19 protein-coding genes are annotated in these 17,493 nt (G+C 71.0%); 7 read left to right on the plus strand and 12 right to left on the minus strand.

The features are described 5' to 3' along the window. Nucleotides 1-8: 8 nt before the first annotated feature. Nucleotides 9-653: a hypothetical protein gene (locus tag MRBLMI12_RS06890; RefSeq protein ID WP_363355083.1), complete on the minus strand. Its 645-nt coding sequence runs from the start codon at nt 651-653 to the stop codon at nt 9-11. A 225-nt stretch (nt 654-878) separates the two neighbouring features. On the opposite strand from MRBLMI12_RS06890, the gene MRBLMI12_RS06895 reads away from it, so the two are divergent. Next, nucleotides 879-2,831, plus strand: coding sequence for a bifunctional diguanylate cyclase/phosphodiesterase (locus MRBLMI12_RS06895; RefSeq protein WP_363355085.1), 1,953 nt, complete (start codon nt 879-881; stop codon nt 2,829-2,831). 11 nt (nt 2,832-2,842) lie between these two features. Here MRBLMI12_RS06895 and MRBLMI12_RS06900 read toward each other — a convergent pair whose 3' ends face one another. Continuing rightward, nucleotides 2,843-3,145, minus strand: coding sequence for a hypothetical protein (locus tag MRBLMI12_RS06900; RefSeq protein ID WP_301115050.1), 303 nt, complete (start codon nt 3,143-3,145; stop codon nt 2,843-2,845). Nucleotides 3,146-3,188: 43 nt separating this feature from the next. On the opposite strand from MRBLMI12_RS06900, the gene MRBLMI12_RS06905 reads away from it, so the two are divergent. Further along, complete coding sequence (locus MRBLMI12_RS06905; protein ID WP_349425350.1) at nt 3,189-3,446, plus strand: hypothetical protein; 258 nt, start codon at nt 3,189-3,191, stop codon at nt 3,444-3,446. Between the two features lie 78 nt (nt 3,447-3,524). Here the strand turns inward: MRBLMI12_RS06905 and MRBLMI12_RS06910 are convergent, their stop codons facing one another. Beyond that, nucleotides 3,525-4,313 carry an EAL domain-containing protein gene (locus tag MRBLMI12_RS06910; protein ID WP_363355088.1) on the minus strand — a complete coding sequence of 263 codons (789 nt, stop codon included), beginning with the start codon at nt 4,311-4,313 and terminating at the stop codon, nt 3,525-3,527. 136 nt (nt 4,314-4,449) lie between these two features. On the opposite strand from MRBLMI12_RS06910, the gene MRBLMI12_RS06915 reads away from it, so the two are divergent. After that, entirely contained in the window at nt 4,450-4,764 is a 315-nt protein-coding gene (locus MRBLMI12_RS06915) for an ATP-dependent DNA ligase (RefSeq protein WP_301115044.1), read from the plus strand. 9 nt (nt 4,765-4,773) lie between these two features. Here the strand turns inward: MRBLMI12_RS06915 and MRBLMI12_RS06920 are convergent, their stop codons facing one another. Next, the gene (locus MRBLMI12_RS06920; RefSeq protein WP_349425352.1) at nt 4,774-5,334 is read right to left on the minus strand and encodes a thioesterase family protein; all 561 of its coding nucleotides are present in this window, start codon (nt 5,332-5,334) and stop codon (nt 4,774-4,776) included. A 204-nt stretch (nt 5,335-5,538) separates the two neighbouring features. On the opposite strand from MRBLMI12_RS06920, the gene MRBLMI12_RS06925 reads away from it, so the two are divergent. Both MRBLMI12_RS06925 and MRBLMI12_RS06930 read left to right on the plus strand, forming a co-directional pair. Continuing rightward, complete coding sequence (locus tag MRBLMI12_RS06925) at nt 5,539-6,045, plus strand: GNAT family N-acetyltransferase (RefSeq protein ID WP_349425353.1); 507 nt, start codon at nt 5,539-5,541, stop codon at nt 6,043-6,045. 182 nt (nt 6,046-6,227) lie between these two features. Next, the gene (locus MRBLMI12_RS06930; RefSeq protein ID WP_363355091.1) at nt 6,228-7,004 is read left to right on the plus strand and encodes a coenzyme F420-0:L-glutamate ligase; all 777 of its coding nucleotides are present in this window, start codon (nt 6,228-6,230) and stop codon (nt 7,002-7,004) included. Between the two features lie 153 nt (nt 7,005-7,157). Here the strand turns inward: MRBLMI12_RS06930 and MRBLMI12_RS06935 are convergent, their stop codons facing one another. The 4 genes from MRBLMI12_RS06935 to MRBLMI12_RS06950 form a co-directional block, all read right to left on the minus strand. Beyond that, nucleotides 7,158-8,015, minus strand: a complete 858-nt coding sequence (locus tag MRBLMI12_RS06935) for a hypothetical protein (protein WP_363355093.1) — start codon at nt 8,013-8,015, stop codon at nt 7,158-7,160. Further along, a complete protein-coding gene (locus MRBLMI12_RS06940) occupies nt 8,012-8,734 on the minus strand; it encodes a response regulator transcription factor (protein ID WP_349425356.1) in 723 nt (240 codons plus the stop codon). Before MRBLMI12_RS06940 ends, MRBLMI12_RS06935 begins: the two co-directional genes overlap by 4 nt. Then, the gene (locus MRBLMI12_RS06945) at nt 8,722-9,987 is read right to left on the minus strand and encodes a sensor histidine kinase (RefSeq protein ID WP_363355095.1); all 1,266 of its coding nucleotides are present in this window, start codon (nt 9,985-9,987) and stop codon (nt 8,722-8,724) included. Before MRBLMI12_RS06945 ends, MRBLMI12_RS06940 begins: the two co-directional genes overlap by 13 nt. A gap of 131 nt (nt 9,988-10,118) precedes the next feature. Continuing rightward, a complete protein-coding gene (locus tag MRBLMI12_RS06950) occupies nt 10,119-10,994 on the minus strand; it encodes an LLM class flavin-dependent oxidoreductase (RefSeq protein ID WP_363355097.1) in 876 nt (291 codons plus the stop codon). A 58-nt stretch (nt 10,995-11,052) separates the two neighbouring features. Between MRBLMI12_RS06950 and MRBLMI12_RS06955 the strand changes: the two genes are divergently transcribed. Further along, complete coding sequence (locus MRBLMI12_RS06955) at nt 11,053-11,742, plus strand: pentapeptide repeat-containing protein (RefSeq protein ID WP_363355099.1); 690 nt, start codon at nt 11,053-11,055, stop codon at nt 11,740-11,742. Between the two features lie 349 nt (nt 11,743-12,091). Here MRBLMI12_RS06955 and MRBLMI12_RS06960 read toward each other — a convergent pair whose 3' ends face one another. The 3 genes from MRBLMI12_RS06960 to MRBLMI12_RS06970 form a co-directional block, all read right to left on the minus strand. Continuing rightward, a complete protein-coding gene (locus MRBLMI12_RS06960; RefSeq protein WP_363355101.1) occupies nt 12,092-13,105 on the minus strand; it encodes a cytochrome b/b6 domain-containing protein in 1,014 nt (337 codons plus the stop codon). 828 nt (nt 13,106-13,933) lie between these two features. Beyond that, complete coding sequence (locus MRBLMI12_RS06965) at nt 13,934-14,899, minus strand: electron transfer flavoprotein subunit alpha/FixB family protein (protein WP_363355103.1); 966 nt, start codon at nt 14,897-14,899, stop codon at nt 13,934-13,936. 13 nt (nt 14,900-14,912) lie between these two features. Continuing rightward, on the minus strand, nt 14,913-15,689 hold the full coding sequence (locus tag MRBLMI12_RS06970; protein WP_363355105.1) for an electron transfer flavoprotein subunit beta/FixA family protein: 777 nt from the start codon (nt 15,687-15,689) through the stop codon (nt 14,913-14,915). 177 nt (nt 15,690-15,866) lie between these two features. Between MRBLMI12_RS06970 and MRBLMI12_RS06975 the strand changes: the two genes are divergently transcribed. Beyond that, on the plus strand, nt 15,867-16,403 hold the full coding sequence (locus MRBLMI12_RS06975) for a MarR family winged helix-turn-helix transcriptional regulator (protein WP_363355107.1): 537 nt from the start codon (nt 15,867-15,869) through the stop codon (nt 16,401-16,403). Nucleotides 16,404-16,645: 242 nt separating this feature from the next. On the opposite strand, the gene MRBLMI12_RS06980 is transcribed toward MRBLMI12_RS06975, so the two are convergent. After that, entirely contained in the window at nt 16,646-17,422 is a 777-nt protein-coding gene (locus tag MRBLMI12_RS06980) for an enoyl-CoA hydratase (protein WP_363355109.1), read from the minus strand. Between the last annotated feature and the right edge of the window lie 71 nt (nt 17,423-17,493).

The following is a 17,493-nucleotide window of genomic DNA, read 5'->3' on the forward strand; positions in this document are numbered from 1 at the left end:
CGTGCGTGTCAGGCGCGGTCTGTTCGCGTCTGCGGCGCCGGAGGCCGCGTGATCTGCTCGTCCGCGGTGGTGCGCTCGTCGACCGTGCCGGCGTCGCGGACGGCGGCGCGGTCGTCTACGACGTCGCCATCGCGGACCGCCGCACGGTCGTCGACGGTGCCTCCATCGCGTACCGTCGCGCGGTCGTCGACAGTGCTTCCATCGCGGACCGCCGCACGGTCGTCGACGGTGGCTCCATCGCGTACCGCCGTGGCGGAACGAGCGTCGTCACCGACGTACGGGTCGACGTCGTCCGCCTTGCGCAGCGTCTCGGCCTGCTGCTCGCGCAGCTTCTCGGCTTCCGAGCGGTGATCGTCGATCGTTCCGGCTCGGCGCTCGGCGTCGATCGACGCCTCGGCGGCGCGGGCCTTCGCCGCCTCCGCCGCCGCAGCGGCCGCTGCGGCGTCCGCACGCGCGCGGGCCGCCTCGGCCTCGTGCTCGCGCGCTTGGAGCTCGGTCTCCCGGGCGTCCGCGCGGAGCTTCTCGGCGCGGTCGTGCTGCTGCTCCACCCGACGCGCGCGGCGCCCCCGTGCCGTCACCAGCAGGGCGACGACGACGACGATGAGCACGATGGCGATGCCGACGATGATCCAGATAAGGGTGGTCGTATCCACGGCGCACTCCTCCCCTCCCGCGCCGGCGGGATCGCCGGCGCCTCGATCGTCCACGCAACAGCACCTGGACCGGTCGGGCAAACCGCTTGCGCCGCGGATCGCCGTGCGCTAGCGGCCGCACCAGCCGGTGTGGAGAACACTTCGACGCCGAGCGGGGTCACGCATATGATTGAGAACCTCGCCAACGCAGTTCCCCCCGTTTCCCCATGCACCGAAGGGCATGCGTTGACCGACCTCTCTTTCCGGATTTTCGATGGCGACCACTCACGCGATGCCGCGGAGCAGCTGCGGCTGCAAGAGTGCGCGACCGAGCCCATCCGCACCATCGGGCGGATCCAATCCCATGGGATCCTCTTCGGCGTCGACGAGCCGACCGGTGTCGTCGTCGTGGCCAGCGAGAACGTCGAGCACTGGCTCGGCCGCGACCTGCGTGAGGCGGGAAGCGACAAGCTGACATGGGCGATCGGCGAGGGCGTCGCGGTGGACCCGGTTCGTGCCGATTTCGAGGGCCGGGCGTACGACGTCATCGCACACCGCGGCACGACCCCGCTGCTCCTCGAGCTGGAGCCTGTCGTCCCCGACCTCGACTACGTCCGCACCGGCGTGGTCAGCGCGATCCAGCGCCTGTCCGGCGTCTCCGATCCCGACGAACTGCGCCGGCGGGCGGCCCGTGAGATCAAGGACATCACCGGCTTCGACCGCGTCATGTGCTACCAGTTCCACGAGGACGGCCACGGCCAGATCGTCGCCGATGAGCGCGAGCCCGACATGGAGCCCTACTTCGGACTGCACTTCCCGGCATCCGACATCCCCTCTCAGGCGCGCGCCCTGTACATCGAGAAGCGGTCGCGGGTGATCGCCGACACGGACGACCCGGGGCTCGCCCTGCACACCCTCCTGCCGGAGGTGGCTCCCGCGGATCTCGGCATCACCGAGCTTCGGGCCGTCTCGCCGCACCACCTGCAGTTCATGCGCAACATGGGTCAGGCGTCGACGGTGTCGTTCGGCATCGTCATCGACGATCATCTGGTGGGCATGTTCACCTGCGCGCACCGAACGCCCCGCCGGATCCCCGTGCTCCTGCGGCGAGCGCTCGAGGTCATGGCCTCGCAGGTCGGCACGCAGCTGGCCGCCGCCCAGCAGATCCATCGCCTGCGCCGGCAGCTCGAGGCCCGTGAGCGGCGGATCTCGATCATCGCCCCGCTCTACAGTCGCGCCGACGTCGGAGGAGTGCTCATGAGCGGTGCACGCACCGTCCTCGACGTCGTGCCGGCCGACGGCGCCCTGCTGCGCATCGGAGACCTCGTTCACACCGTGGGCGTCGTCCCGCCGGCCGACCGCCTGTTCGCCGTGGTCGACGAGCTCGAAGTCGGCCGGTTCGTGTGGGAGGCCCTCCCACTCGAACGGCCGGAGCTCGCCGTCGAGATCCCCGACGTCACGGGCCTGCTCATCGTCCCGCTGGGAGGAGAGGGCGACCTGCTCGTGTTCGTCCGCAGCGAGGTCGCGCGATCCGTCGACTGGCTCGGCGACCAGCGCGCCGAGAACCGCGATCACCCGCTCTCGCCGCGACGGTCGTTCTCGGCCTGGCGCGAGAGCGTCACCGGACGCAGCCTGCCGTGGGGCGAGCACGCGCAGGACGCGTTCGAGCTGGGCGAGGAGATCCGTTCGGCCATGGCGGCGCGCACGCAGGCCGAACTCGCGGAACTCGCCCTGCGGGACCCGCTGACGGGCCTGCACAACCGCCGCTTCCTGGACGACCGTCTGGAGGAGCTCCTGCAGAACTCCGACAAGCCGCTGGCCGTCGTGTTCCTCGACCTCGACGACTTCAAGGCCGTCAACGACACGTACGGGCACGAGATGGGCGATGCGGTGCTGGCGGCGATCGGCCGGCGCCTGAGCGGCGTGGCACGAGGTTCGGACGCCGTCGTCCGGCTGGGCGGCGACGAGTTCGTGATGGTGTGCGTCGGCGCCGGAGCCGCCGAGGCCGCGGCGATCGCCGGCCGGGCGGTGGCCGCCATCCGGGAGCCGATCGTCGTCCGCGGCACCGAGATCTCGGTGAACGCCTCGGCGGGCATGGTCGCCGCCGAGCGGGGCGGCTCACCCGGTGAGCTGCTGGATGCCGCAGATGCGGCGATGTACCGGGCGAAGCGAGACGGCGGCGGACGCGTCTCAGCGTGAGCGGACGCGTCTCAGCGTGAGGGGAGCTCCGGCTCCGGCACGAGCCGCAGGCCGCTGGAGGAGTTCGCGGTGTCGACGAGGTCCTGCAGCCACAGCCGGTTGATCTCGGGCATCGGGCCGTCGTACTCGAAGCGCAGGGTGGTGACCGGTGAGATCCACATCGCCTGCCGCACGGAGGTCTTCTCGTCGACCAGCGAGAACGACAGGTTCTCGCGCCGGCGCAGCTTTGCCATCACCACGAGCTCGACGTGAGCGAGAGCTCGATCGTCGATCTGGAACGAGGCCGGCGGGGAGCCGTAGTGAAGTGTGCCCACCGCTCGATCCTAACCGGCGGCGATGGGCGGGTACTGTGGGGCCATGGCGATCGTGAACCGACTGACCGTCGACGGACGCGACTATTTCCTCCCCGACCCCGTGTCAGAGCTCAAGGGCAGGATCCTCGAGGCGATCAAGGCCGGGGGCGGCTACGTGAACATCCCCCCGCTGCGCGGAGGCCCCGGCGTCGACATCCTCTTCTCACCCGGGATGCCGGTCACCTGGTCCCAGTTCGAGGTCGGCGATTCGAGCGGCCAGGCGGACGACCCCTCCGACGACACGACCGACTACGGGCTCTGAGCACGCGTCCGCCTCGAGGCGGACCGGCGTCGTGACGACCCTGCCTGGCGCGGATCGTCAGATGCCTGGCGAGGATCGTCAGATCTGCGCGAGCCGCGTGTCCATCTCGCCGGCCGTCAGCGGGAGGCCCCACAGGTAGCCCTGGCCGCGGTGGCAACCCCGCGCGCGTGACCGTTCCAGGTCTGCGATGGTCTCGATCCCCTCGGCGACCACTCGCCAGCCGTGGTCGCCGCTGCTCTCGACCACGGCGGCGATCGCGTCGTCCGCGGCGGCGTCCGTGCGCTGCGTGAGCGATCGGTCGATCTTGACCTCGTCGATGGGGATGGCCTCCAGCATGGCGACGGTGGTGTCGCCGGCCGCGTAGTCGTCGACCGAGATGGCGACGCCGACGGCGTGGAGCGACTGGATCGCGGACAGCATCGGCGGACGGAGCTGCGGCGCGGGCGCCTCCGTGATCTCGATCGTCACGACGGCGGGATCGAGGTCGAGCTCATCGAGCCGGGCGAGCACCGCGTCGGCGTAGTCCGACGAGAAATGCGCCGGCGACGCGTTCACGGCAAGGCTGAGCAGGTGACCCTCCGTCCGCCACTGTGCGAGCTGAGCCGCTGCGCGGGCGAACACGTGCGCGTCCATCTCGTCGAGGAACTCCGCCTCCTCCGCGAGCGGGATGAACCGCTCGGGCGACACCGCGCCCAGCAGCGCATGGTTCCACCGGCAGAGCGCCTCCACGGCGACCGGCTCGGGAAGGGCCGCGCCGGGCGGTGCGATGGATGCCCCGAGGTCGAATTGCGGTTGGAACGCGACCGACAGCTCGCCGGCTGAGAGCGCCGCACGCAAATCCCGAGTGAGTTGAGGCGAGCTGACCATCCACCCAGAGTCGACGAGGCGGTCGATCCACGCAACACCAGACAACGGCACCCGAAACGCGTACAATGCCGCCTCGCATGTTCCGAGCCACACTCGCAGGCCCAGTTCCGCCAGACGGACGGCTACTGTGGAGGCGATGGGAACGCTCACGTACGACTCGCGGGTCACCGCCTCCTTCGACGACCGCATCCTCGCGCACCTGCAGGCAGTCATCTGGGCCAAGCTGCGGCGAGGCGAGGCCTTCCCCTTCACCTGGACCGACCCGATGCGCAGCGGCCTCGGCCGCACGTCGATCTGGCTGAGCCCGAACGTCACGCTGACGTTCGAGTACTTCGGCGGACGCCAGCCGCGCCTCAACCCGGCCTGGGTCGAGGCGCTGACCAAGGCCGCCAACTCCCCCGGTGGTCTGACGCTCGTTCCCGAGCCCGATCATCCCGCGGGCGCCGTCTAGCAGCCGAGGTCAGTTCCAGACGCTGGGCGCCTCGGCACGCGTCGGCGGGAGAGCGGATGCCGCCGCCCACTCGTGCACCCACTCGTCGACTTCCGGAACCCCCTCAGGGCGACCGACGGCAGCGAACAGCTCGTCGTGCGAGAGCGTGCCTCCGGAGCGCTTCATCATCCGCGCCCGGATGATGGCGCGGGCGTAGACCTCGCCGCCGACCACAGCGCGGTGCTCGAGGTAGACGGCTTTGTCGTCGTGGCCGATCATGCGCGACTCGACATCGAACCGCTGCCACAGATTCAGCGACTTGCGGAAGGTGACGGTCTCGCTCGACACGACCGCGTACCAGCCGCGCGTCTTCATGACGTCCCACAGCCCGGTGCGGACCAGAAGATCCCAGCGGCCGAGATCGAACAGCGACAGGTAGCGGCCGTTGTTCATGTGACGCAGCAGGTCGATGTCGGTGAGCAGCGTGGTGAGCCGGATGCGACTGATCTCGCTCGGCCCGAGCCGCCCGCCGCGGCGCAGGCGCCGGCGCGCGGTGAGCATCACGATCAGGGTCCGCCACATCACGTTCACGAGGTGCGATGGTAGCGATCCTCGACGGATAAGCCGATTCGATTGTCGATTCCCGACATCTGGGCCTTCACCGGTCCATCCGCCGCGCACAAGCCGGTCGCGCGGAGCCCACCCACCCAGAGCTGCGGCATCCGCTCGCCACCCGGTGTTCACCCGGCGTTGGCCGGATTTCGGGTCTCGCGCCGACGCGCGTAGAGTCTGGCCATGGAAGCCGAAACCCAGACCGACATCGTCGTCCGTCCGGTGCGCGACGTCGACGCGGAGGCCCTCGGCCGCGTTCACGCGACCGCCTGGCACGAGACGTACGACCACCTGATCAGCAAGGCCGCCCTGGAGGCGGTCTCACCCAAGCGCCTCGCCGAGCTCTGGACCCACTGGGCCGTCCAGGGTCCCGAGTTCAAGATGTTCGCCGCCCTCGTGAACGGCGAGATCGTCGGCTTCGCCGGCTCGGGTCCAGCCCGCGACAAGGACGCCCCGCGGTTCCGCGAGCTGTACTTCATCTACCTGCTGGACTCCTTCCACGGCACCGGCATCGGTCAGAAGCTGTTCGACGCGGTCGTCGAACCCGCCGAGGGCCTGTACCTGTGGGTCGCCGACGACAACCCGCGGGCGCACCGCTTCTACACGCGAAACGGCTTCACGCTCGACGGAGCCTCGCATACCGAGCCCTTCCTCGGCGAGACGCTCACCGAGGTGCGCTTCGTGCGCTGATCCACCGCTGTCCGCTTTCGCGAGGGGGCGTGTCCGGTTCGCCGGACGCGCCCCCTCGTCGCTTGCACGCGGTCGTTGAGCGAGCGAGGAACGAGCGAGCCGAAACGCCTCGGAGGCATCACAGGCGTTCGGCTCGCAGACTCGCCGACGACCGGCACTCGAGTTTCCGGAAGACTGGACCCATGCCGCCTCGCACCGCGCTCACCGTCTGGCCCCTCGAAGGCATCCCCGAGATCCAGGCAGGTGCCGACCTCGTCGATGTCATCGTGCAGGCCGCGGGAGACGAGCTCGCGGACGGGGACATCCTCGTTGTCACCTCCAAGATCGTGTCGAAGGCCGAGGACCGCTTCGTCGAGGCCGAGGACCGCGAGGACGCCATCACCGCCGAGACCGTGCGGGTCGTGGCATCCCGCACCTCGCCCAACGGCTCGACGACGCGGATCGTCGAGAATCGCCTCGGCATGGTGTCGGCCGCCGCCGGAGTCGATGCGTCGAACACGCCGGACGGCACAGTGCTGCTGCTGCCGGTCGATCCCGATGCGTCCGCCCGGGCGATCGCGGCGGGGCTGCGCGAGCGGCTCGGCGTCGAGGTCGGCGTCATCGTGTCGGACACGCTGGGCCGCGCCTGGCGCGAGGGGCAGACCGACCACGCGATCGGCGCAGGCGGCGTGCAGGTGTTCGAGGACCTTCGCGGGGGGACGGATGCCGAAGGCCGCCCGCTCGTCGTCACCATGCCCTGCGTGGCCGACGAGCTGGCAGCGGCCGCCGACCTCGTCAAGGGCAAGGCCACGCGCCGCCCGGTGGCCGTCGTCCGCGGGCGCGCCGACCTCGTCGGAGCCCTGGACCTTCCCGGCGCGCGGTCGATCGTGCGCCCGCTCGAGCGCGACATGTTCCGCCTCGGCGCCGACGAGGCCTACGCCGAGGGGTTCGCCGCGGGAGCGGCCGCCTCCTCGGCCTGACCACCCCGTCCCGACCCCGTGCCGCGTGCTTGGGGCGCGTCACGCGCGTTCGGGGCGCACACCGCACGCCCCGAACGCGCGTGACGCGCCCCAAACCCCCACAGCTGGGGGCGGGGCGTGCAGCGACACCTCAGGCGTCAGAGCCTCAGCGAGTCAGCGCCCGGACTGCAGCACTGCCTGACCGGCCGACACCTGCACCCGGATCGTGCTCGAGGCTCCCGGCGTCGAGCCGATGCCGTTCTCGAACTCGCCGGCCGACACGTCGGAGGTCACGTCGTAGTCGCCCTCCGGCACGGTCATCCGCAGGGTGCCGGCGCTCACGTCGGCCTCGATGACATCGGGCCGCGAACCGGTGAGGACGGCATCGAGCGAGCCGGCGCTGACCGTCAGCCCGGCCCCGCTCACACCGTCGAGTTCGAGTGTCCCGCGGCCGGCGCTGACGTCGGCGCTCAGCGACTGGGCCGACCCCGACACGTCGAACGACCCCGCCGCCAGCGACAGGTCGAGTGCGCCGAACTCGCCGTCGACCACGAATTCGCCGGCCGCGAGCGAGACGTCCGCATCGAGGCCCTCGAGGGAGGACGGCAGCCGCAGCACCGCGTCCGCTCCCCCGTCGCCGAACCACCCGCGCCAGCCGAACCAGCCCAGCCGATCGGGCGATGACACCTCGAGCGTGTCACCGTCGCGCTCGAACCGCCAGTTGTCCGCTCCCCATGAACTGGTCACCTCGAGTTCGGCCTCCTGCACGTCGGTGAACTCGACGCGGAGCGTGCCCGCCGCCGTGTCGATGTCGAGGTCTTCGACGCCGGCGGCGTCCACCGACCGCGTCGAGGTGTGGACGGATGCCGACGCGATCGTCCCGATCGCGGCCGAGGTCATCGTGCCCAGCAGCACGATGGCACCCAGCACGATGATCACGATCGCGACGACGCGCGAACCGCCGGCGGGCGGCCGAGGTGCCTCGGCGGTGCGTTCGGGAGCCGCAGGAGGAGGCGTCATGGTCGTGCTCATCGGTTCGTTCCTGTCTGCGGCCCGCGGCCGCCCTGTGTCGTCGAAGGAGGTGTCGGCGCGGGCGGCGTCGTGCCGCCGTGCTCGAGGTGGGCGATCGCGGCGAGGACGCGGCGGTTGCCCGACTCGTCGGGTTCGAGGTCGAGCTTCTGGAAGACGGCGGTGATGTGCTTCTCGACACTGCCTTCGGTGACGTGCAGCGTCTTCGCGATCGCCTGGTTGGAGCGGCCTTCAGCGATGAGCGCGAGCACTGAGGCCTCGCGATCGGTGAGGCGCAGCATCCGTTCGTCGCGCGTGCGACGGCTGAGCAGCTGCGCCACGACCTCCGGATCGAGCACCGTGGCACCGGAGGCGATGCGTTCGATCGCCTCGAGGAAGTCCGTGACGTCGGCGACCCGGTCCTTGAGGAGGTAGCCGAGCGCGCCGCCGCTGGACGAGATGAGGTCGGCGGCGTAGCGCTCCTCGACGTACTGCGACAGCACGAGGACGGCGAGCTCGGGCAGCCGCGCGCGCAGCGACAGCGCGGCACGGATGCCCTCGTCGGTCCACTTCGGCGGCAGGCGCACGTCGAGGATGCACAGCTCGGGGGCGGTCCTGTCGACGGTCTCGTCGAGGTGCGAGGCGTCGGGGAGAGCCGCGACCACCTGGTGACCGGCGTCCTCGAGCACGCGGACGAGGCCGGCGCGCAGCAGCGCCGAGTCCTCGCAGATCAGGATGCGCACGGGATGCTCACCTCCACGCTCGTCGGTCCACCGGCGGGACTGTCGATGCGTGCCTCGCCGCCGGCCGCCAGCACGCGGTTCACGATTCCGTCGAGCCCGCCGCCGGGGATGACGCGTGCGCCGCCTACCCCGTTGTCCTCGACGCGCGCCCACAGGGTGCCGGGCTCACGCAGGCGTGCGACGACCCGCACCTCGGTGGCCCGGGAGTGCTTGGCGGCGTTGGTGAGCGCTTCGGCGATCACGAAGTAGGCGGCCGCCTCGGTCTCGCGGCTGCAGCGCCCGTCGAGGCGCACGTCGGTGTGCACGGGCACGACCGACCGAGCCACGAGCGCCGACAGCGCAGCATCGAGGCCGCGATCGTCCAGGACGGATGTGTGGATGCCGCGGGCCAGCTGTCGCAGCTCGGTGATGGCCGCCTTGGTCGACGTGTGGGCCTCCGCGATCAGCGCCTTCGCGGCATCCGGGTCGGCGTCGATCTTCTGCTGTGCGAGGCCCAGCGTCATGCCGACCGAGACCAGCCGAGGCTGGACGCCGTCGTGGAGGTCGCGCTCGATACGGGTGCGCTCGACGTCCGCGGCTCGGACCGCACCGGCGTGCTGCTGACTCGACGCGCGCGCGGCGGCGGCCAGCTGCGCCTCGCGCGAGGGCACCATGATGGCCCGCGCGATGATGCCGTGGAGCACACCGAGGCCGACGAGGCCGGCGGCGGCGACGAGCACTGCGAGGATCCCCACCGGCACCGCCCACGAGAGCGGGACCTCGATGCCGGTGCGGGCCAGTCGCACCGAGCTCGACTCGGCGAACAGCGGCGTGAACGCCAGGACGGCGCCCGACACCAGCAGTCCGGCGAGCGCCACGACGACCCACCCGAGGATCGTGGCGATCGCCAGGTTCGCGAGCGCCCGCCAGGTGGCGGGGTCGATCGCCTGCATCCAGATCGTCCGCATGGCGCCGCCGAATCCGGGGCGGCCGCTGCGGCGCGGCCGCATCGCGGGAAGCCCGAACTCGTAGAGGCCGTCGACACGCGCGGTCTCGAGCCAACCGAGACCGAACAGCACGTACACGAGCGCGATGAGCACGAGCACGCCGATGCCGAGCACGAAGAGCAGTCCGATGCCGAGGCCCAGCAGCGAGAACAGCAGCGAGAACGCCGCGACGCCGATGACGCCGAGCGCGGCGAGCTGCGCGATGGCGCCCGCCACCTGGGCGGGCCGCGTCACCGGGCGAACGGCAGGAGAGTCCGAGGAGGTCATGCCCCTTACGGTAGGCGCGTGCGCCGCCGAGCGCGCCCGAGGCAGCCGGAGTCTTGTCTTCGGGTTATCCCCCGCACGGATCCCGGCCACGCGGTCGGCGCGCGTCCCCTGCGGCGTGGGTGCTCGTGACGTCAGCGCAGCTGGGCGAGCGCCCGCTCGTGCACGCGCGGGTCCGAGCCCATGCCGGCGGGCGAGTCGGGGCTGTAGACGACGAGCTCGTCCACTCCGAGACTCGCCGCACGCTCTGCGGCCGCGAGGTAGGCGTCGACGTCTGCGGTCGGACGCACGCGGCCGAAGCCCAGCAGCAGCGAGCGCCGCACGGTCGACGGGTCGCGCCCGACGCGATCGCACTCCGCCGCGAAGCCGGCGGCCTGCTGCGCGATCAGCGGCCAGAACTCGTCGGCATCGAGCTGCGTCGACCCCGGTCCGCCGTAGGTGTTCCACGTGTCGGCGTAGCGCGCGGCTATCGCCAGTGCCCGCGGCCCGTGAGCGGCCAGCAGCAGCTCGGGAGCGTCGACGCCCTGCGGGCGGCCCGTCGTCTCGAGGCCTGTGAACGACATCGTCCTGCCACGCCACTGCGTCGAGCCGTCGAGCACCGCCCGGTAGCCCTCGACGACGTCGGCGAAACGCGCGGACATCTCACCCATGGTCGAGTTCTCGCCGCGATCGGCGAGCTCGCACGGGGGCGCTCCCAGGCCGAGCCCGAGCACGAGGCGCCCTTCGGAGATGTCCTGGACGGTCATGGCCGCCCGCGCGAGCGCGACCGGCCGGCGGAAGACGGCGGAGGCGACGAGGGTCCCCAGCCGGATGCGCTCGGCGACCCCCGCCGCCGCAGTGAGGGTGGTGAACGCCTCGCCCAGCCACTCGCCGCGGGCCGTCGCATGGGTGAGGTGGTCGTAGGTGTAGGCGACGTCGTAGCCGACCTCGTCGGCCCAGCGGTACCAGCGGGCCTGTGCGCGCCACGGACCCACCGGAGGAATCACCAGACTGATGCGACTGAGGCTCATGCGACTCAGGATGGCACGCGGCGGCGCTCGTGTCGTGACGGCGGGCTAGGGTGCAGTGGTGGCAGCACGAACCAAGACACCGCGCGGACGCAGCGGAACAGAGGCCCCCCGGTTCGATTTCGACGAGGCCGCGCTGTCCGGCCTCGCCGAGCGGGACTCGACGGAGTTCGGGTCCACCGGCTTCGAGGGCCTCGCGTACAGCGACGTCGCCCTGGACGCGTGGGAGCTCGGTGTCGGCGACACGGTCGAGGCGTGCCGCTTCGACGGTCTCGAGGTCGCCACGTGGGGCTTCCGCGGTGCGCGTCTGGTGGAGTCCGTGTTCGTCGGTGCGAACATCCCCGTCGCGTCGGGAGCGCGCAGCGATTGGCGGGACGTCGAGGTCAGGGACAGCAGGTTCGGGTCCGTCGAGGCGTACGACACCGGGTGGCGCGGCATCCGCTTCACGCGCTGCAAGCTCGGCTACGTCAACCTGCGCGCCGCGGAGCTGCTCGACGTCGCGTTCGTCGACTGCACGATCGACGAGATCGACCTGCTGGATGCCTCGGCCCGGCGCGTCGCCTTCGAAGCCACCCGCATCGCCACGCTGAACGCCAGCGGCGCGCGGCTCACCGACGTCGATCTGCGGGGCGCCGACATCGGTCAGGTCGTCGGCATGGTGGGACTGCGCGGCGCGACGATCTCCTCCGAGCAGCTGCAGCTCATGGCACCCGCGCTCGCCGACCTCGCCGGCATCCTCGTCGAAGGCTGACCTCGGGCGCGCCCCTCGACAGGGAGCCCCCGGTCGTTGAGCGAGCGAGGAACGCAGTCGTTGAGCGAGCTTGCGAGTCGAAACGCAGAGACGAAACGCCCCGACCGCGGCACAGCGCGTTTCGTCTCGGTCGCTGGCGCTCCCTCGCTCAACGACCGGCAGGCAAGGCCCCGGTCGCTGAGCCAGCGGAGGAACGAGCGCGACGAAACGCCCCGACCGCGGCACAACACGGCGCGTCTCGGTCACTCGGGCTCCCCCGGTCAACAACCCGCGGGCAGCGCCCCCGGTCGTTGAGCGAGCTTGCGAGTCGAAACGCAGAGACGAAACGACCCGACCCGTCAAGCGATCCTCAGCGGCCGGAGACCTTGCCGAAGAGGCGGGCGATGGGGGCGAGCACGAGGGGGCGGGCAGCGATCCACGCGGCCGCGATCACGACGAGCGAGGCGACGAAGAACCAGAAGCCCGTCCAGTTGTCGGCGTACGCGTCCGGATCGACCGAGCCCTGTGCGGCGTACATGTGGTTGAGGTTGCGCAGCGCGCCGGTGGCGAACACGAGGAAGACGTGCACCGCGATGAACGCGACGAAGTAGAGCATCACCGGGAAGTGCACCGCGCGCGCCCACTCCACCGGATAGGCCTTGTTCAGCCCGGCGGCGTTCTTCGGCCACACGCCCGACATGCGCACGCCGGTGATCGCGGCCAGCGGCGCGGCGATGAACACCGTCGCGAAGTACGCCAGCTGCTGCAGCGAGTTGTAGTTCACCCAGCCGTTCTCGGTCGGCCAGTCCAGCGAGACGTACTGCAGCGCCGCCGACACGGCGTTCGGGAACACCTCCCACGAGGTGGGCACGATGCGCAGCCACTGGCCGGTCACGAACAGCAGCACCACGAAGACGACGCCGTTGACCAGCCACAGGATGTCGAGCGACTGGTGGAACCACAGGTTCAGGCTGATCTTGCGCCGGCCGTTGTTGCGCGGCGACCAGAACGCGGTCGGCCGCTTCTCGGTGCGCACCCGCAGGCCCGACCGGATGATGAGCACCATCAGGAACACGTTGAAGAAGTGCTGCCACCCGAGCCACGCGGGGAATCCGATCGGCGCGCCCTCGGGCAGGTGGTACTCGCCCGGGTACGTCTCGAGGAACCCGACCCCCCACGACGTCGACAGCAGCCACCGCACCGCGAGCACGGCCATGGCCGCGGCGTACAGGAGCCCTGCGCCGCCGACGATGACGGCACCGGCCCACTGGCCGCGCGTGAAGGGTCCGATCCGCTTCGGCTCCGCCGGCGGCTCCGGACGCGTGCGTGCCGCCGTACCCGCCCACACCGTCCGCGGGAAGGGCAGCGGCTCGGACAGCGGCACTCCCGTCACCGTCCCGGGAGAGGCCGGCGCGGCCGGTTGAGCTTCGGCTCGTGGAGCGAGGGGCGCTACAGCATCCGAGGGTGAAACGTCGCGAACCTCGAGATCCTCATCGGTTCGGGGCGTTTCGTCTCTGCGTTTCGACTCGCCAGCTCGCTCAACGACCACGTTCCTCGCTCGCTCAACGACCGGGACCGCCGGGCCGCTCGGCGCAAGGCCCGCAGGCGGCCAGGGCTCTCCGCCCGGCACGCGCGGCAGGCCTCGACGCAGGGGCCGCGCGCCGGACGCCGCCGCGTTCGTTCCGGCGGGCTCGGGGGTCACGTTCTGCGGGATCGCGGCCGCCGAAGCCACCGATTGCGCCACCTGAGCGTCGGTGCCCACCGCTTCAGGTGTCACGTTCTGCGAGATAACGGCCGCCGAGGCAACCGTTTGCGGCACCTGAACAGGGGCGACGGATGCCGGCGGCCATGGCTCGCCACCGGGCACGCGCGGCAGGCCACGACGGATGCGCCGGGCGGCGCCGGCGGATGCCGCGACCAGAGGTTGCTCGGTGGCTCGAGGCGTTTCGTCTCTGCGTTTCGACTCGCCAGCTCGCTCAACGACCGGGGTGTGGGCCGCGACGCCGGCCTCGCTCGCTCCAGCGCCCGCACCACCGGTCTCTGAGCTTGTCGAAGAGCCGTCCCCCGCAGGCGCTTCCACAGGCTCAGCGACGGGGCCGCCCCGTCCGTCGCCGTCGGGCACCGGCGCCGTGCCGGCGGGCGGCCACGGCTCGCCGCCGGGAACGCGGGGCAGTCCTCGCCGCACCGCAGAACCGAACGTCGCCATACCGGGTTACGCCTTCTTCGCCTCGAGAGCAGCGATCAGCTGCGGCACCACCTGGAACAGATCGCCGACGACGCCGAAGTCGGCGATCTCGAAGATCGGGGCATCCGCGTCCTTGTTGATCGCGACGATCGTCTTCGCGGTCTGCATGCCGGCCTTGTGCTGGATCGCGCCCGAGATGCCGAGCGCCACGTACAACTGGGGCGACACCGACACTCCTGTCTGGCCGACCTGGTACGAGTAGGGCACGTAGCCGGCGTCGACCGCGGCGCGCGAGGCGCCGATGGCGGCGCCCAGAGCGTCGGCGAGCTGCTCGACGAGCGCGAACTTGTCGCCGGAGCCGAGTCCGCGACCGCCGGACACCACCTTCGTCGCACCCCGCAGCTCCGGACGCGTCGACGACACCACCGTCTCATCGACCGACGTCACCGTTGCGGCACGGCGACCCGAGGCGCGCACCTCGAGCGGTTCGGCTTCGACACCGGCGACGGCATCGGCGCGGGCATCCATCGATCCCTGACGGATGGTGATGACCGGCGCCCCCCACGTGACCGCGGCATCGACGTTGTAGGCGCCGCCGTAGACCGAGTGGTGCGCGATCACGCCTTCGGGGTCGCGCGAGACGCCGACGGCATCGACCGCGAGGCCGGACCGGGTGCGCGCGGCGTACCGGCCCGCGACCTCGCGGCCCTCCACCGAGTGCGCCACCAGGATGGCGTCGGGGCGCACCTGGTCGGCGGCCGAGGTGAGCGCGTCGACCGCCGCCGCGCCGAGCCCCTCGCCAGGGGCGGCGACCAGCACCGCGGCGGCGCCGAGAGCGGCGGCATCCGCCGCCAGCGCGTCGTCGCCGACGATCACCGCGACCGGCGTGCCGACCGTGGCGGCCGCGCCCAGCAGCTCGGCCGCCGACTTGGCGAGCCCGCCCGACGGGGTCGTGTCGAGGAAGACCAGGATGGAGTCATCTGCAAACGTCATCACGCACGCACCCTCACGCAAGCCGGTTCTGGATCAGGAACTCCGCGAGCTTCTGGCCCGCGTCGCCCTCATCGACGATCTTCACGCCGGCTTCGCGCGGCGGCTTCTCGCTCAGCGCGATGACGATCGACCGCGACGCGGCCGGGTCGTGCGGCTCGATCTCGAGCTCGGCGAGCGACAGTGTCTCGAACGGCTTCTTCTTCGCCGCCATGATGCCTTTGAAGTTGGGGAAGCGCGCGTCGGGAAGCGCCTCGGTGATCGAGATCACGGCCGGAAGCGGTGCCGTCACCTGCAGGCTCGCACCGTCCGACGCGCGTGTGCCCGATACGGCGTCGCCGGCGATCTCGACCGAGCTGAGGTAGGTGGCACTCGGCACGTCGAGGATCTCGGCCACCATCGCGGGGATGACCCCGCCCGTGCCGTCGGTGGACTGGTTGCCGGCGATGACGAGGTCGAAGCCGGTCCGCTGCAGGGTCGCCGCGAGCACTTCGGCGGTCAGGCCCAGATCGGCGCCCAGGAGCGCCTCATCGACGACCTGCACGGCCGACGAAGCGCCCATCGCGAGGCCCTTGCGCACCGTCGCGGAGGCGGACTCCGGCGTCATCGAGAGCACGACGACCTCGGTGCCGGGCGTCTTGTCGGCGTACGACAGCGCGACCTCGAGGGCACGCTCGCCGATCTCGTCGAGCACCGTCTCGCTCGCGGCGCGATCTGCCAGGCCGGTCTCCAGCGACAGCTTGCGATCCCCGTAGGTATCCGGGACTTCCTTGACCAGGACGACGATCTTCATGACGATCTCCTCACGCTGGGCACGAGTCTATGGCGCGGCGCGCAATGTACCCAATCCCGCGGAATGCGCCGATCGGACCGACCCGTGACCCGCCGTGTGTATACATAAACACCCCTTCGTGGCCCCCGGATCGGGCGCTGCAACCGGGGACCGGTACGGTGGGAGGAGGAGGTCGTCATGGCAGCACCCAAGCGTCTTCCGGTCGACCCGATCGCCGAAGCCAAGCGCCAGTGGATCGCCCATGGCTGGGAACCCGCGGCTGCGGGCATGACCGCCGTGACGTCGATCATCAGGGCGCAGCAGCTCTTGTTCGCGCGCATCGACACGGCACTGCGGCCCTTCGGACTCTCGTTCGCCCGGTACGAGCTGCTGCGCCTGCTCGGCTTCACGCGAGAGGGACGGATGCCGATGGCCAGCGCCATCGCACGCCTGCAGGTGCACCCGACCAGCGTCACCAACACCGTCGACCGGCTGGCCCGCGACGGCCTCGTCTCGCGCGAGCCGCACCCGGGCGACGGGCGCGCGGCGATGCTCGTGCTCACCGACACCGGTCGCGAACTCGTGGAGCGGGCGACCGCGGCCCTCAACAGCGAGGTGTTCGAGGATCCCGGTCTCACCGACGCCGACACCACGGAGCTGGTGCGGATCATCGCCCGGTTCCGCAAGGACGCCGGCGACTTCACCGACCCGAAGCCCCAGCCCGAGCCCCTCTGAGAGACCGGTCGTTGAGCGAGGGAGCGCAGCGACCGAGACGAAACGCCCCGAACCGAACGGGTTCGCCGGGTGCAGCTTGTCGTCTCTGCGTTTCGTCTCGCAAGCTCGCTCAACGACCGGGAAGAGACGAAACGCACCTGACCCGGCGTCGACCCCGGGTGCGAGCGTTTCGTCTCCGCGTTTCGTCTCGCAAGCTCGCTCAACGACCGCGTTCCTCGCTCGCTCAACGACCGGAAACAGGTTCAGCGACCCTCGAACTCCGGAGCACGCTTCTCGCGGAAGGCGGCCATGCCCTCCTTCTGATCCGCGGTGTCGAAGAGGCTCGCGAACACGTGCTTCTCGAGGCGCAGGCCCTCGGCCAGCGACGTCTCGAGGGCGGCGTCCAGCACGGCCTTCGCGGCATACAGCGACGGCAGGCTCTTCGACGCGATGGCCTCAGCCGTCTTCTGCGCCTCGTCGAGCAGATCGGCGGTCGGCACGACCCGCGAGACGAGCCCGGAGCGTTCGGCCTCTGCGGCATCCATCACCCGTCCGGTGAGGATCAGCTCGGCGGCCTTGTAGTAGCCGACGGCGCGGATGAGCCGCTGCGAGCCGCCCATGCCGGGGATGACGCCGAGGTTGATCTCGGGCTGCCCGAACTTCGCGCTGTCGGCCGCGAGGATGATGTCGCACATCATCGCCAGCTCGCACCCTCCGCCCAGCGCGTACCCCGAGACGGCGGCGATGACCGGGGTCCGCACCGCGGCGAACTGCGCCCAGCCGCCGAAGTGGTCGCCCATCAGCATCTCGAGCCCTGACTTGGACTCCATCTCCTTGATGTCGGCGCCGGCCGCGAACGCGCGTTCCGAGCCGGTGAGCACGATGGCGCCGATGCCCTCGTCGGCATCGAACGCCGATGCCGCGGCCACGACCTCCCAGCACACCTGCGTGTTCAGCGCGTTGAGCGCCTCCGGCCGGTTCAGCGTGATCCACCCGACTCGGCCGCGGGTCTCGACGAGGATCGTCTCGTACTCGGTCATCTCTACTCCGTCCCGCTTGCGCGTGCGCTGCTCCGCTGTCACATTGTGTCGGCTCCGCCTGCAGATCGTGA

Origin of the sequence: Microbacterium sp. LMI12-1-1.1, from assembly GCF_040676455.1 — a bacterium.
Classification (GTDB): domain Bacteria; phylum Actinomycetota; class Actinomycetes; order Actinomycetales; family Microbacteriaceae; genus Microbacterium.